Annotated in this window: 7 protein-coding genes; 3 read left to right on the top strand and 4 right to left on the bottom strand. The window is 62.7% G+C overall.

Features of this window, described 5'->3' with window-relative positions; translation table 11 throughout:
- The 3 genes from PY254_RS10130 to PY254_RS10120 form a co-directional block, all read right to left on the bottom strand.
- A complete protein-coding gene (locus PY254_RS10130) occupies positions 1–3,309 on the bottom strand; it encodes a hybrid sensor histidine kinase/response regulator (RefSeq protein ID WP_281015200.1) in 3,309 nt (1,102 codons plus the stop codon).
- 820 nt (positions 3,310–4,129) lie between these two features.
- On the bottom strand, positions 4,130–5,167 hold the full coding sequence (locus tag PY254_RS10125; RefSeq protein ID WP_281011924.1) for an extracellular catalytic domain type 2 short-chain-length polyhydroxyalkanoate depolymerase: 1,038 nt from the start codon (positions 5,165–5,167) through the stop codon (positions 4,130–4,132).
- A gap of 113 nt (positions 5,168–5,280) precedes the next feature.
- Positions 5,281–7,599 carry a TonB-dependent receptor gene (locus PY254_RS10120; RefSeq protein ID WP_281011923.1) on the bottom strand — a complete coding sequence of 773 codons (2,319 nt, stop codon included), beginning with the start codon at positions 7,597–7,599 and terminating at the stop codon, positions 5,281–5,283.
- 190 nt (positions 7,600–7,789) lie between these two features.
- Between PY254_RS10120 and PY254_RS10115 the strand changes: the two genes are divergently transcribed.
- Positions 7,790–9,187, top strand: a complete 1,398-nt coding sequence (locus tag PY254_RS10115) for a GntP family permease (protein WP_281011922.1) — start codon at positions 7,790–7,792, stop codon at positions 9,185–9,187.
- A 164-nt stretch (positions 9,188–9,351) separates the two neighbouring features.
- On the top strand, positions 9,352–11,178 hold the full coding sequence (gene typA, locus PY254_RS10110) for a translational GTPase TypA (protein ID WP_281011921.1): 1,827 nt from the start codon (positions 9,352–9,354) through the stop codon (positions 11,176–11,178).
- 602 nt (positions 11,179–11,780) lie between these two features.
- Here the strand turns inward: typA and PY254_RS10105 are convergent.
- Complete coding sequence (locus PY254_RS10105; RefSeq protein WP_281011920.1) at positions 11,781–12,728, bottom strand: LysR family transcriptional regulator; 948 nt, start codon at positions 12,726–12,728, stop codon at positions 11,781–11,783.
- 266 nt (positions 12,729–12,994) lie between these two features.
- On the opposite strand from PY254_RS10105, the gene acnA reads away from it, so the two are divergent.
- Positions 12,995–15,736: an aconitate hydratase AcnA gene (acnA, locus tag PY254_RS10100; protein ID WP_281011919.1), complete on the top strand. Its 2,742-nt coding sequence runs from the start codon at positions 12,995–12,997 to the stop codon at positions 15,734–15,736.
- Positions 15,737–15,776 lie beyond the last annotated feature (40 nt).

Here is a 15,776-nt window from a genome sequence, read left to right as displayed (position 1 = left end):
TCAGCCCCGTTCCAGATTGACCGCCACCCGCTGCAGCACCTGGCGCAACGCGACTGGCTTCAGCGGCTTGTACAGCACGCTGATGCCCAGTTCCTGCAAGCGCTGGCGCAAGTCGCTGTCGCGATCCGCCGTCAGCATCACGGTCGGTACGTCGGCATGCTGCTCGTGCAACAGCTTCCACACGTCCAGCCCGGTGTGTCCGCCATCCAGATGAAAGTCGAGAATGTGCAGGTCCGCTCGCCACGGTGCCGCCAATGCCTGTTCGGCATTGCGGGCGGCGTGCACCTGCCAGCCCCAGCGTGACAGCAGGTTGCCAAGCGCAGCCAATGCGGCAGGCTCATTGTCCAGCAGCAATGCGCGGCCGGCCGGCAACGCACGTGGTACCGCTACGGCAGCACTCGATGCGGCCAACGGCAAGGCGATTGGCAAGTCCACATGAAACACGCTGCCGCTACCCGGCCAGGAGCGAAGGCCCAGCGGATGACCCAGCAGATCGGCCATGCGCTGCGCAATCGACAAACCCAGCCCCAGCCCCTGCCCGCCCGCCGTACTGCCTCGGCGAAATTCCTGAAAAATCAGCTGCTGTTCGTGCGTGGCGATGCCGGGGCCGTTGTCCCACACCTCGATACGCAAACAGCCGCCACGCCGCCGCACACCCAGCAACACCCGACCGCGCTCGGCATAACGCAAGGCGTTGGACAGGAAGTTCTGCAGCACGCGACGCAGCAACTGCGGATCGGAATGTACCCAGGCTCGCGTGCCGACCACGTCCATATGCACACCGTGATCGGCGGCGATCGCACGGAACTCCGCCGCCAGCGGGTCCAGCACCTCGGCCAGCGCAAACGATCGCAACTGCGGGTGCAGACGACCACCTTCCAGCCGGGCCACATCGAGCAAGCCGGTGAGCAAGCCCTCGGTGGCTGCCAGTGCACCATTGAGGTGTTGCGCGGTGACCGCATCGCCGCCGCGCTCGGTCAATGAATGCGCGAACAGTTGCGCCGCATGCAGCGGCTGCATCAAGTCGTGGGTAACGGCGGCAAGAAAGCGGCTCTTCGCATCATTCGCCGCCTGCGCCTCCGCCGAGGCGGTCGCCAGCTCGCCCGTGCGTTCCTGCACTCGCAATTCGAGCGTCTCGTTGACGCGCTTGAGCGCGCCCTCGGCCTGGCGAAACGCGGTGACATCGGTGAAGGTAGCCACAAAGCCACCACCGGGCATCGGGTTGCCACGGATCTCGACTACCGTGCCATCAGGAAATTTTCGCTCGGACAGATGCCGCGTGCCCGAACGCATGTGCGCCAGCCGACGCTGTACGCGCGCCTCCACTTCACCGGAGCCAAGCAGGCCGGCATCGATGTTGTAGCGGGTCAGTTCGGCCACCGGCCGGCCGACTTGCAACAGTTCGCGCGGGTAATGGAACAACCGTTCATACGGCGTGTTCCAGGCCACCAGTCGCAGCTCGGCATCGACCACGCAGATGCCCTGGCTCATGTTTTCCAGCGCCGCTTCCAGCACCCGCTGGTTGAAGCGCAGGTCCTCCGCGGCCTCACCGACGATGGCGACCACGGTGTCGAGATCGTCGCGCCCCTGCCGATGCACCACCTCCAACAACAGGCGCGCCGATGCCGCGCCGATCACCGCAGCAAGCTCGTGCTCCACCTGCGCTACCTGGGCGCTGCCGGCCCGACCATTGAGCGACACCGTGTTGAACAAGTGCTCCACTCGTTCGCCTGGCAGAAACCGCGCAGCCAGTGCGCGCAGTTCAACCAGCCCCACCTCACCCACGCTGACTGCTCTGGCCGCGCGTCCGTAACGCGAGCCGGCCACCATCAACATCACTGCGCCGTTCACCAGCAAGCTGACCACCACGGCACGGCCCAGCCGATTCCAGTTGCCCAGTCCAAGCAGCCCATCCGGGGCCAACCAGTGCAGGCCGAACGGACCGTCGTGCAGCCAGCCATGCGCCGCCGGCAACAGCGTCGGCGACACCGCATACATCCAGACCAGCGTTCCCGAAGCCAAGCCGGCAATCACCGCGCGCGAACCCAACTGCGGCCGATAGACCGCGGCCAGCAGCGCCGGTGCCAAGCCGGCCAGCGCCGAAAATGAAATCGCGCCAATGTCGGCCAGCGCTTCGTTGCGCGCCAGCACCCGACTGTAGGCCCACGCCAGCAGGATCACTACCACGATCGCCACACGCCGGTAATTGAGCAGCGCGCCGCGCAGGTCGCCTTGTTCGTCGCGGCCCCAGCCCGAGCGCACGCGCAACGGTGCAATGAAGTGGTTGACCACCATCAAGCTAAGCGTGAGCGTGGCGATCACCACCATGCTGGTCGCCGCGCTCAGGCCTCCGAGGAAAGCCACCAGCGCCAGACCATGCTCACCACGCGCCAGCGGCAAGGCCAGCACATACATGTCCGACGACACGCCGCTGGCACCCAGCCAGGCATCGCCAAGCCGCGCCAGCGGCAGAATCGGCAACGAGATCAGCAACAGGTACAACGGGAACAGCCAGCGCGCGGTGCGCAGCTGCCCGTCATCGCGGCATTCGACAATGCCCGCGTAAAATTGATGCGGCATGGTGAACATCGCCAGCGCGCCGAGCAGGATCAACGCGGGAAACCCACCGCTGTCCGGTGGTGTCGGCAACGTGGCCGGCAACCCCGCGGGCAAGGCGGTGAACAGCAACGTGCCCAGCGCCAGCATTGCACCCAGCTTGAACAGCGACTCGAACGCCATCGCCAGCACCAGACCGCGGTTGTGCGCCATGGTCGAGGCGCGCCGCGTGCCAAACAACATCGCAAACAACGCCATCAGCAAGGCGACGTACAACGCGCTGTCCTGCCACGGATCAGACTCGGCCAATTGCCCCTGACTGAGGATCGCGTAACTCATCGCCACGGCTTTCAGCTGCAGCGCGATGTACGGCACGATCCCGATCACCACTACCGCCGTGACCAGCGCGGCGAGACCCGAGTGGCGACCCAGACGCACGGCAATCAGGTCAGCCAGCGAACCGGCGTTGTACTCGCGCACCAGCCGCACCAGTCGGCCAAGGAATTTCAGCGCGAATACGTACATCAGGATCGCCCCGACAAACGTCGGCGGCAGCCACCAACCTGACCGGCTGGCCTGGGTTACCGTGCCGTAGAACGTCCACGAGGTGCAGTGAATCGCCAGCGACAGCGCGTAAACAATCGCCCAGCGCTTCTCGAAGATGTGCGGGCGACGTTCGCCCAGCAACGCCACGCCAAACAGCAGGCCAAGCCAGCACAGCGCGGCGATCGCGATGACGCTGGCGCTCAGCATGCGGGGCATGCCTGCTGAAACGGGTGCAGGAGCGACTTCAGTTGCGATGCCGCTGCTTGCTGCTTCTCGTGAACCGAAAGCTTCGAAGCGAAGAGCTTTCGTCCTCCTTCGGAGGGCGAGTTACTTTCTCTTGCGTGGCCAAGAGAAAGGTAACCAAAGAGAAGGCCACCCCGCTTGCGCGCTTTCCGGGCATCCCTGCCCGGAAAGTCCGCGTGCGGGCTACGGGGTTTGTCGACAGTCCATCCATGGACTGACGCCAAACTGGTTCGCATCCCTGCAAACCACCCTGCGGGCTTTCCTTCGCCCGCCCGCCGCTTCAGAGGGGGCCCGGGTAGAGCAGCGCGCATCCTGCGCGCACTCTTCAGAAAAGCCGGAACAACAGCAGAGCAACAGCAAAGCGGTGCTTCGCCTCCGCTTCTGTTCACGCTGTTGCTGGTGCTCTCAAGCCTTTCAGCTCTCCACCGAATGCGGGTCAGGATGGCCCGCTGCTCTACCCGGGGCCCCTGTGCGGCGGTGAGGCGGGGTCGACAGGCCGCGCAGCGGGAGTCGACAGGACGTCGACTCCTTTTCGCACGGGCAGGATGCCCGTTCGAAAAGCCCGGCCACGACTCACGGACTTGCCGGGCATGGATGCCCGGCAAGCGCCAAGTGGGGTGGCCTTTCTCTTTGGTTAGCTTTCTCTTTGGCCACGCAAAGAGAAAGTAACTCGCGTGCCGAAGGCAGGCGAAAGCTCTTGCCTTGAATGCCGCAGACAAAGCAAAAGCATCGCGCACAGGGTGCGCTCCTACAACAACGTCGTGATTATCGGCATGGGGTGCGATCAATGCCCGGCTGGCAAGCCCAACGCGTGCACTGCGTTCACCAGCCAGCGCAGCTGCACGCCGTGGCGGCTGTCGTAGTCGGCTCCCGAATATCCCCACCAGTCCCAGCATGCTTGCGGATTCAAAGGCGCAAAGCTTGCGCGTGTCTGAGGATATAGCACCGCGACGCCGTAAACGTCGGCCCAGCGGTTGAAGCCGGCATCCTTTACAAAGGCCTCGCCTACCGCATCTGCATTCTGCTTGCAGCCGTGGAAGGCAACCACCAACCCGCACGGCTTCCCAGCCGCGCAGGCTGCCGGAACGTAAACGTAACCCGTATCAGCCATGAAGGCATCGGCACCGTCAGGCCGCAACGTATTCTGATCAAAGCTGCGCAACTCCCCACGCGCTTGGCCTGGCGCATGCGAAGGCTTGCCGAACATCTGCGCGAAGATTTCACCTGCCGCATCAAAACCGCAGTGACCCAGATAAGGCGCTACCGACTTGTCACAATCATCGCCGCTGCCTACCACTGGCAGATTGTGGGCGAACGCGCGCTGGCCATCATCATGCACCTGCATGCTCGTCAGACCGGGCGTGTGATCGCGCAATTGCTCATAGAAATGTGCGCCGGCTTCCGCAACCGTCGGTGTGACCAGAGCATCGTCCGTGCCGTGCAACAGATAGATGCGTGAATGCGCCAGATCCTGCAGCGCACCGATTTCGCCAGCTGCGGAGCGTTTGCCAGCAGTGATCACCAACGCCGCAACATCCGGCTCCGGCACGCCCTTCATGCAACTGCCCAGCGCCACGTCCAATTTGCCGCCGGCACAGCCGTAGGGGCCACCAGCAACCATCGCGGCATTCGGAAACAACTCCGGATACGCCAGGTTGGCCTGGGTGGCCATATAGGCACCGGACGAAAGACCGACCACGGCCACACGCCCCGCATCCATTTTCAATTTTGGCAGGCTGGACCCGGGATCTTTTGCGCAGGCACTGCCGGCGCTGGTCAGCAAGGCCAGCCAAATCAGGCGGGCTACCCATCGGGTATTCATTGGTCAGCTCCGTGCTATCGATTGAGCGACGTGTAGGGCGGGCCATGCCCGCCGCCCGCCTGATGATCGAACGGGAATGCGGCGGGCAGTGCCCGCCCTACACCAGCAGTGGATCAGAAGTTATAGCGCAGGTTGGCGTACCAGTTGCGCGGCATGCCGTAGTACGCCGTGCGGATGTTGCCTACGCTGGAGAATTCCTGACCGTCGGTCTTGTAGACCTTGTCGCCAAGATTGCGCACGCCGGTGCGGAACTGCCAGTGGCCATCGGCGGAGTCAAAAACACCGAACAGGCCGGTCACCGAGTACGCCTTCTGACTCAACGCTGCGTAGTTGTCCACGCTCAGCCAGGTTTCACCGCGGTAAGCCCAGTCAGCGCCAATGGTAATGGCACTGCCGCTGCTCAAATTGAACGCGTGTGTCGCTGCCAGACGCGAGGTCCAGGTGGGCGAGAACGGGACATGATCATGCAGGCTCGGGTTGTACAGCGGGTCGCTCGGATTGAGGCGGTGATCGGTGAATTTGGCGTAGCGCGCATTCATGTAGCCGACCTGCGCGGACAGGCGGGTACCATCGTCGAACACGGCAGCGCCTTCAAATTCCACGCCATCCATTTTCAGCTTCGCCGCGTTGATCACCGGGAAGGCGAACGTCGGCCGCATCGCACCTGGGTTCTGCACTTCAGAAACGCGTGCCTGGAAGTCGGTGTAGTCGCTATGGAACGCCGCCAGGTTTGCCTGCAACTTGTTGTCGGCCGAACGCCACTTCAGGCCCAGCTCGTAGGTCCACACGTATTCGGGGTTGTACTCGGCAGTGAGGGTTTCCGCCGCCGAGTTTGCCCGACCATTGAAGCCACCCGACTTGAAGCCGCGACTGGCCGACACGTAAGCCATGGTCTGGGGGTCGATCTGCTTTTGCAGACTGACGCTCGGTGTCCACGCGTTCCAGCGCTTGTTCCCGTTAAACGCCACCGGTGAGCCATTCAGCGCCGGGAACGGTATGAAGCCCAGATACAACGAGGTGGAGTTCCAGAAGATGCTGGTGGTGCGGTCGTAATCCTTGTGGTCACTGCTGTAACGCACGCCCGCAGCCAGCGTCCAGCTCGGCACGAATTCCCAGTTCATGTGAGCAAAGCCCGCATAAGTGGTCGTGGTCAGGTCGTCGTCGATGGTACGCAGGAAGCTGACCGGAACGCCGCCGTTGGAAAACAGATCGTTGGCATACGCCTCCTGATGCGACGGCACGGTTTCACGCAGGTAGTACAGACCATAGACCGCCTGCAGGTTGCTGCCATTGTCGTACTGCAGCTGCAGCTCCTGACTGGCCTGCTTCTGGTGGAAATCGACCAGCACGTCACCCAGCGAGAACTTCGATGCGTCAATGTCGATGTAGGAATCGCTGTCCAGCTTGCGGAACGCCGTGATGCTCTTGAAATTCCACTGGTCAGACAGCTTCCAGTTCATGTTGAGCGCCGCGCCACCATGTTTCAGGTGCTGACCGTCGTTCGTGGGCAGTGAGGTATGCGTCTTGAAGTCATACTTCTGGTTCGGGTTCGGCGTGTACAACACCACGGTGGTGTTCAATGGCAGGACGGTCTGCGTCAGGGAGGAGACCGGCTGACCGAGGGTCAGGCCGGTGTCCATCTTGGTGTAGTCGAGGCTCAGCACCGCATCGAAATTCTCCGATGGGTGATAGCGCAACTTGCCGCGCACGGCCTTGGTGTTTTCGTCGTTGTAGTTGTGGTCGGTGGCCGGATCGGTGACATAGCCATCCGTCCGCGTCACCGCACCGGCGATCGATGCCGACCAGGCGCCTGCCAACGGGCCACCCAGATAGAACTTGCCCTCGCGCCGGCCGAAGTTACCGAAGCCGGCTTCGACGGAACCTTCGGTGGCCTCCGGTGGGCTCTTGGTGACTACCTTCACCGCGCCGCCGGTGGAATTCTTGCCGTACAGCGTGCCCTGCGGGCCACGCAGCACTTCAACGCGCTCCACGTCGAACAGGCTGATCAGCGCGCCCTGGATACGCGAGTAGTAAACGTCATCGACATACATGCCGACGCCGGGATCAAAGGTTTGCAGTGCATCGGGCTGACCGATGCCGCGAATGAAGATGTTGACCGCCGATGACGAACCGCGACCCTGCACGATGTTCATGTTTGGCACCGCGCTCTGCAGTCCGTCGATGCTGTTGGCCTGCAGGTCTTTCATGTCCTCGCCACTGAAGGCGGTGACCGCTACCGGCACCTTCTCCAGCGATTCATCTCGACGCCGTGCGCTGACCGTCACTTCCTGCAGCTCCTTGGCCTCAGCCTGCTTCGCTGCGGTCGGCTTGCTGGCAGCCGGGCTGCTGGCGGCCTGCTGCGCCTGCAGCGGTGCGATGAAAGCCAGACCCAAAACCAGACCAATCGCCGAACTCAGATACGTGCGTTTCATGACGTCCCCTTGCAGTTGAAGGCATCGCTTGCGCGGATGCGACAGTAAATGCACCGCTCGCGCGAATGCTGATGGAGTGAGCTTAGGTGGGCTGTGCCGAAGCAGCACTTGTACCTTCGTACAGTGCCCTCGTCCGGAGGCGTCCGGGATACTCGACGCCTGTCGTTATTGATAAGCGGGGGATTCACGGATGGCGTTCCTGATCGTGCTGGCCGCATTGTGCTTCCTCATGTTCGCGGCGTATCGCGGCTACAGCGTCATCCTGTTCGCGCCGATCGCTGCGCTGGGCGCGGTATTACTGACCGATCCGTCACTGGTCGCGCCGATGTTCACCGGCCTGTTCATGGACAAGATGGTCGGCTTCCTCAAGTTGTATTTCCCGGTATTCATGCTGGGCGCGGTGTTCGGCAAGCTGATCGAGCTGTCCGGGTTCTCCAAATCCATCGTCGCGGCAACCATCGGCCTGGTTGGCCGCAGTCGGGCGATTCTGTCGATCGTATTGGTATGTGCGCTGCTGACCTACGGCGGCGTGTCGTTGTTCGTGGTGGTGTTCGCGGTCTACCCGTTCGCGGCTGAGTTGTTCCGCCAGTCGGATATCCCCAAGCGGCTGATACCGGGAACCATCGCGCTGGGCGCGTTCACTTTCACCATGGACTCGCTGCCGGGCACGCCGCAGATCCAGAACATCATTCCCACGTCGTTCTTCGGCACCACAACGTGGGCCGCACCATGGCTGGGCACGATCGGCGGCGTGTTCATCCTGATTGTCGGCCTGACCTATCTGGACTGGCGCCGACGCAAGGCCGCCGCCGCGGACGAAGGCTACGGCGATAACCTGTTGAACGAACCGGTACCGTTCGAAGCCGCCACGTTGCCGCATCCGTTGATCGCCCTGCTGCCGCTGGTGCTGGTTGGCGTCTGCAACAAACTGCTCACCGACGTGATTCCCCGCGCGTATGGCGAAACCCAGTCGTTCCTGCCCAGCGTGGTCGGCCACGCCCATCCGGTGGTGCAGGAAGTGTCCAAGCTCACCGCGATCTGGGCGGTGGAAGGCGCCCTGCTGATCGGCGTGCTGTGCGTGCTGATCTTTGCATGGCGCGCGGTGACCACGCGACTGGCCGTGGGTAGCCAGGCCGCCGTGAGCGGCGCGTTGCTCGCCTCCATGAACACCGCTTCGGAATACGGCTTCGGTGCAGTGATCGCCGCCCTGCCCGGCTTCAAGCTGGTCGCCGATGCGCTGCACTCGATTCCCAACCCGCTGATCAACGAAGCGGTCACCGTCACCGCGCTGGCCGGCATCACCGGATCGGCCTCCGGCGGCATGAGCATCGCGCTGGGCGCGATGGCGGAAACCTTCATTGCCAACGCGAATGCCGCCGGCATTCCGATGGAAGTGCTGCATCGCGTAGCTGCCATGGCCTCCGGTGGCATGGACACGCTGCCACACAATGGTGCGGTCATTACCCTGCTGGCCGTCACCGGACTCACCCATCGGCAGGCGTACAAGGACATCTTCGCGATCACCGTGATCAAGACGCTCGCGGTGCTGGTGGTGATTGCTGCGTACTACTTGTTCGGCGTGGTCTGAGCCGCTGGCAACTCGAATGGATGACCGGCCGGAGCGGCCACCGTCGCCCCGCAGATGAACGAAAAATCGAAATGACGGGCAAGTTGGCTCACAAGTCCGTATAATCGGTTAATTCGTCCTTCAAAAAACCTGCGTGACGGCCCTGAGCCGCCCGAGTCGATCCCATGTCTATCGAAAACCTGCGCAATATCGCCATCGTCGCCCACGTCGATCACGGCAAGACCACCCTCGTCGATTGTCTGCTCAAGCAGTCCGGCACGCTCAGCGAGCGCACCGTGCTCGCCGAACGCGTAATGGACTCGAACGACCAGGAAAAGGAACGTGGCATCACGATCCTGGCCAAGAACACCGCGATCACCTGGAACGGCAATCGCATCAACATCGTCGACACCCCGGGACATGCTGACTTCGGCGGCGAAGTCGAGCGCGTGCTGTCGATGGTCGACTCGGTGCTGATCCTGGTCGACGCGATGGACGGCCCGATGCCGCAGACCCGCTTCGTGACGCAGAAGGCGTTCGCGATGGGCTTCAAGCCAATCGTGGTGATCAACAAGGTCGACCGTCCGGGCGCGCGTCCGGAATGGGTGGTCGAGCAGGTCTGGGATTTGTTTGACCGTCTCGGTGCCACGCCGGAACAGATGGACTTCCCGATCGTCTACGCTTCGGCGCTGAACGGTTACGCCGGTCTCAATGATGACGTCCGCGAAGGCGACATGACCCCGCTGTACGAAGCGATCATGCAGCACGTCAGCAAGCCGGACGTGGACCCGGACGGCGCGTTCCAGATGCGCATCAGCCAGCTCGATTACAGCAGTTTCGTCGGCGTGATCGGCATCGGTCGCATCCAGCGCGGCACCCTGAAGAAGGGCATGCCGGTCAGCGTGATCGATCGGCACGGCAAGAAGCGCCAGGGCAAGGTGATGCAGGTGCTGGGCTTCCTCGGCCTGGAGCGGATCGAGCAGGACAGCGCCGAGGCCGGCGACATCGTGGCCATCTCGGGTATTTCCGACCTGACCATTTCCGACACCATTTGCGCGCTGGACACGCCCGAGGCGCTGCCGGCATTGACTGTCGACGAACCAACCATCTCGATGACCTTCCAGGTCAACAACTCGCCGTTCGCCGGCAACAAGGATCTGAGCGGCGGCAAGTTCCTCACCAGCCGCCAGCTGCGCGAGCGCCTCGAGCGCGAGCAAGTGCACAACGTGGCGCTGAAGGTTGAGGAAGGTTCGGACGCCGACAAGTTCCTGGTCTCCGGCCGCGGCGAATTGCATTTGTCGGTGCTGATCGAGAACATGCGTCGCGAAGGCTACGAGCTGGCGGTGTCGCGTGCCGAAGTGATCATCAAGGAAATCGACGGCCAGAAGATGGAGCCGATCGAGCAACTGGTGGTCGACGTGGAAGAAGTCCACCAGGGCGCCGTGATGGAACGCCTCGGTGCGCGCAAAGGCCAGCTGAAGAACATGGAGTCCGACGGCAAGGGTCGCGTGCGTCTGGATTACGAGATCCCGGCGCGTGGCCTGATCGGCTTCCAGAACCAGTTCAAGACCCTGACCCAGGGTTCGGGCCTGCTGTTCCACGTGTTCGACCATTACGGTCCGAAGGAAGACGGCCAGATCGCCAAGCGCCTCAATGGCGTGATGATCGCCAACGCGGGTGGCAGCACCCCGGCCTACTCGCTCGGGCCGTTGCAGGAGCGTGGCAAGCTGTTCGCCGCCGAAGGCGACAACGTGTATGAAGGCCAGCTGGTCGGCATCCACGCCAAGGACAATGACCTCACCGTCAACGTGATCAAGCCCAAGCCGCTGACCAACATGCGCGCCTCCGGCAAGGACGATGCGATCCAGCTGACCCCGGCGATCAAGTTCACGCTGGAACAGGCGCTGGACTTCATCGACGACGACGAGCTGGTCGAGATCACTCCGAAAGAGATCCGCCTGCGCAAGAAGAACCTCACCGAGAACGATCGCAAGCGCTCCTCGCGCGGCTGAGTTGTTTTCTCCAGTGATGGATTGATCAGAAGGCCACCGCAAGGTGGCCTTCTGCTTGATTGCGCGACGGCCATGGTTCGCCACATTGCCAACCGCGCCATGTCGTCGCTCAACAAACTGTGATAGCCGCGGCACTTCTTTGTAGGGGAACCCCTCTTTTGCTCCCGAAACATTGACAGGCTTTCCCTGCACCGTTTATTGATGGACAGCTCCATCTTGGAGCAACTACTCAAGGAGAGTTTTCGATGAAAGTACTGGGTACGATCAGCACCATCGGTATCATCGTAGTGGGCTTAGGGACGTTGTCATTCTCACAACCAGCGCAGGCACGGATCAATCCGCAGACCTGTCGTACGGTTTACGCTGCCTGTGACGCGGGCGATCAGGCCGCTTGCGACAGCCGGGTTTTCGAAACGTGCATGAGGCAATGGGGCCCTGGCCTGCCGCCTGCCCCGCCCGAACCGCTGTGATACAGCCGCTCAGAGCCACAAGATTTTCGTAAGAACCAAAGCGCCCGGCCATGCCGGGCGCTTTCTTGTGTGGCGAGTCGGGCCCCGTCCCCGCGCAGCAGGGAAAGGGTTGGGCGTACCACTGCACGCACTCTACACGGATGCTTTTTCCACAAAATTCGTCAACCTCAATACCTTCAGCCGCTTGGCCAGTTTTCGCAGAAGCTCCGCAAACCCATCCAAGTCCTCACTCCACGGGGAGGCATCGCGCCAATACAGGGCAATTTCACGCCCGCTCTCCAGCCCCTTCAATTTGGCCAGCACAATATTGGGCATCGATGCCAGGCGCTCGTGCGCCAAGGCCGGCACCAGCGCATAGCCTCCACGCAAGCTGACCAGCGCAGCCAGACTTTCCAGGCTGACATCCTGCACGTGCCCATGCTCGCTGCCTTCGCAATGCAGCCCGTCGGCGTGGCTTTCAGTCATCAGCGTTGCTTCAGCGGGATCAAGTTGATCCAGCGCAATTTCACGCTGACCGGCCAGCGGATGATCAGCACGCAGCATCAATTCCCACGGCTCGAAGAACAGCGGGCGTGATGCAATACCGCTGAGCGCTGGTGCCGGTGGCGCCAGCACCGCATCCAGCTCACCTTCGCTCAGCCGCCGCAACAGTCCGCGTGGCTTGCCTTCGGAGATGCCTAACCGCGCACCGGGAAAATGCTGCGGAAACGGCGCGATCAGATGCGGCAGCAGATACGGCCCCAGCGAGGCCGGCACGCCGAGGCGCAATTCGCCGCCAAACGCGACTTCGCCGGCACGCGCGAGCTGCTGCAGGTGTTCGGCCGCAGTCAATACGGCATCAATTTGCTGCAACAATCGTTGTCCGCCTGCGGTGGACACGATTTTCCTACCGCCGCGCTCGAACAACGGCGCACCCAGGGCTTGCTCCACTTTCTGCACCTGGTGCGACAGGCCTGACGGACTGATGTGCATGGCGCGGGCGGCACTGTTGAAACTGCCGTGGCGATGTACTGCCTGCACAAGACTGAGGTCGCGCAGCGAGACGGCCGCAAGGCCCATCGAAATCATCGAATGCTGCATGTCATCAAAGGCGTTTGCTTGCGGTGATCATCGAGGCCATCCTGTTCGGTGTAGTCGGCCACGAGCCGTGCGCGCAGTGTACCCGGCGAGGCTGTCCGAAAGGCGTCGGACCAGCCAACTCGAACCGTTCAACGCGACCCTGCCGTTCGCGGACTCGCAGGGTTTGCGCGATAATTGTGTTTTTACCGGACTGGTAGACCCTACGCGCCGTCCGGCGTCGTCGTTCTGTCATCCCAGCCGCAGGATTCAGCCAGGAGCTCGTCCCCATGAAAGATACCTTTTCCACACGCGACACCCTCGAAGTCAATGGCAAGCAGTACGCTTTCGCCAGCCTGGCCAAGTTGGGTCAGCGCTTCGACCTGAAGCGGCTGCCGTACTCGATGAAGATCCTGCTGGAAAACCTGCTGCGCCACGAAGACGGCGTCGACGTGACGTCGAAGGAAATCGAAGCGGTCGCCACCTGGGACGCGAAGAAGGAACCGGACACCGAAATTTCGTTCATGCCGGCACGTGTGCTGCTGCAGGATTTCACCGGCGTACCGTGTGTGGTCGACCTGGCCGCAATGCGCGACGCGATGAAGGCGCTGGGCGGTGATCCGACCCTGATCAACCCGCTGTCGCCGGCTGAACTGGTCATCGACCACTCGGTGCAGGTCGACGTGTTCGGCAGCGAAGACGCGCTGGAAAAGAACGTTGCGATCGAGTTCGAGCGCAACCAGGCTCGCTACAGCTTCCTGCGCTGGGGCCAGAAAGCCCTGGCCGATTTCAAGGTCGTGCCGCCGCGCACCGGCATCGTGCATCAGGTGAACCTGGAGCATCTGGGCCGCGTGGTGATGGGCAACGAAGTCAACGGCCAGTTGTGGGCTTACCCGGATACCGTGTTCGGCACCGATTCGCACACGACCATGATCAACGGTCTGGGCGTGCTGGGTTGGGGCGTTGGCGGCATCGAAGCCGAGGCCGCGATGCTTGGTCAGCCTTCGTCCATGCTGATTCCGCAGGTGGTCGGCTTCAAGCTGTCGGGCAAGCTGCCCGAGGGCGCCACCGCCACCGATCTGGTGCTGACCGTGACCCAGATGCTGCGCAAGCAGGGTGTGGTCGGCAAGTTCGTCGAATTCTTCGGTCCGGGCCTGCCGCATCTGGCGCTGGCGGATCGCGCCACCATCGGCAACATGGCGCCGGAATACGGCGCCACCTGCGGCATCTTCCCGGTCGACGCCGAATCGCTGCGCTACTTGCGCCTGTCCGGCCGCAGCGACGAACAAGTCGCGCTGGTCGAAGCCTATGCCAAGGCTCAGGGTCTGTGGCATGACGAGAACAGCGTGCACGCTGACTTCAGCGCCACGCTGGAACTGGACCTGGCCGACGTCAAGCCGTCGATGGCTGGCCCGAAGCGTCCGCAGGACCGCGTGCTGCTGACCGACGTCAAGACCAACTACAACGAGAACCTCGGCGCGACCACCACCAAGCGCAATGGTGCGGAAGCCCGCTTCGCCAACGAAGGTGGCGACACCGCCGTCGGTCACGACCAGAGCCAGAACGCACCGGGCCAGCATGTCTCGATGAACGGCCAGGACTTCCGCGTCGGCGACGGCTCGGTGGTCATCGCGGCAATCACCTCGTGCACCAACACCTCCAACCCGGCAGTGATGCTGGCCGCTGGTCTGGTCGCCAAGAAAGCTGCCGCGCGTGGCCTGAAGGCCAAGCCGTGGGTGAAGACCTCGCTGGCACCGGGCTCCAAGGTCGTCACCGACTATCTGGAAAAGACCGGACTGCTGACCGAGCTGGAAAAGACCGGCTTCTATCTGGTCGGCTACGGCTGCACCACCTGCATCGGCAACTCCGGACCCTTGCCGCAGGAAATCAGCAAGGCGATCAGCGAGGGCGACCTGACCGTTGGCGCGGTGATCTCCGGCAACCGCAACTTCGAAGGCCGCGTGCATGCCGAAGTGAAGATGAACTACCTGGCTTCGCCGCCGCTGGTAGTCGCCTACGCGCTGGCCGGTTCGCTCGACATCAACCTGACCACCGAGCCGCTGGGCGAGGGTTCGGATGGCAAGGACGTCTTCCTGAAGGACGTCTGGCCGTCCAATCAGGAAATCAGCGACCTGCTCGCCAGCGCGGTCACCTCGGACATGTTCAAGAAGAACTACGCCGACGTGTTCAAGGGTGACGAGCGTTGGAACGCCATCGCCTCGCCAGACGGCGCGCTGTACGCATGGGACGAAGCGTCCACCTACATCAAGAACCCGCCCTACTTCGACGGCATGACGATGGAAGTGGGCACGGTCGACGACATTCATGCTGCGCGCTGCCTGGGCCTGTTCGCCGACTCGATCACCACCGACCACATCTCGCCGGCCGGTTCGATCAAGAAGGACTCGCCGGCCGGTCGCTTCCTTATCTCGCGCGGCGTGCAGCCGATCGACTTCAACTCCTACGGCTCCCGTCGCGGCAACGACGACGTGATGGTGCGCGGCACCTTCGCCAACATCCGCATCAAGAACCAGATGCTGGATGGTGTCGAAGGTGGCTTCACCCGCCACGTCCCGTCGGGCGAACAGATGGCAATCTACGATGCGGCCATGAAGTACAAGGACGCCAAGACGCCGCTGGTGGTCATCGCCGGCAAGGAATACGGCACTGGCTCCTCGCGTGACTGGGCTGCCAAGGGCACCTTGCTGCTGGGCGTCAAGGCCGTGATCACCGAAAGCTTCGAGCGTATCCACCGCTCCAACCTGGTCGGCATGGGCGTGCTGCCGCTGTGCTTCAAGCAAGGCGAGAACGCAAAGTCACTGGGCCTGGACGGTAGCGAGAGCTTCGACATCACCGGCCTGGACAACGGCAATTCGAAGGAAGCCACCGTGGTTGCCACTGCCGCCGACGGCAGCAAGAAGCAGTTCACCGTACATGTGATGCTGCTGACCCCGAAGGAGCGTGACTTCTTCCGTCACGGCGGCATCCTGCAGTACGTGCTGCGTCAGCTGGCCGGCAAGAAAGCCGCCTGAGTTTCAGCGTGACAGCACGTCATGCACAGACCGCCCCGGA

The sequence above is a fragment of the Rhodanobacter sp. AS-Z3 genome (assembly GCF_029224025.1).
GTDB lineage: Bacteria > Pseudomonadota > Gammaproteobacteria > Xanthomonadales > Rhodanobacteraceae > Rhodanobacter.
This window is presented reverse-complemented; position numbering and strand designations above follow the sequence as displayed.

Bases quoted from the DNA above. Each gene is read 5' to 3' on its own strand.
- PY254_RS10130 (WP_281015200.1), bottom strand. From the start codon at position 3,309: ATGCTGAGCGCCAGCGTCATCGCGATCGCCGCGCTGTGCTGGCTTGGC.
- PY254_RS10125 (WP_281011924.1), bottom strand. From the start codon at position 5,167: ATGAATACCCGATGGGTAGCCCGCCTGATTTGGCTGGCCTTGCTGACC.
- PY254_RS10120 (WP_281011923.1), bottom strand. From the start codon at position 7,599: ATGAAACGCACGTATCTGAGTTCGGCGATTGGTCTGGTTTTGGGTCTG.
- PY254_RS10115 (WP_281011922.1), top strand. From the start codon at position 7,790: ATGGCGTTCCTGATCGTGCTGGCCGCATTGTGCTTCCTCATGTTCGCG.
- typA (WP_281011921.1), top strand. From the start codon at position 9,352: ATGTCTATCGAAAACCTGCGCAATATCGCCATCGTCGCCCACGTCGAT.
- PY254_RS10105 (WP_281011920.1), bottom strand. From the start codon at position 12,728: ATGCAGCATTCGATGATTTCGATGGGCCTTGCGGCCGTCTCGCTGCGC.
- acnA (WP_281011919.1), top strand. From the start codon at position 12,995: ATGAAAGATACCTTTTCCACACGCGACACCCTCGAAGTCAATGGCAAG.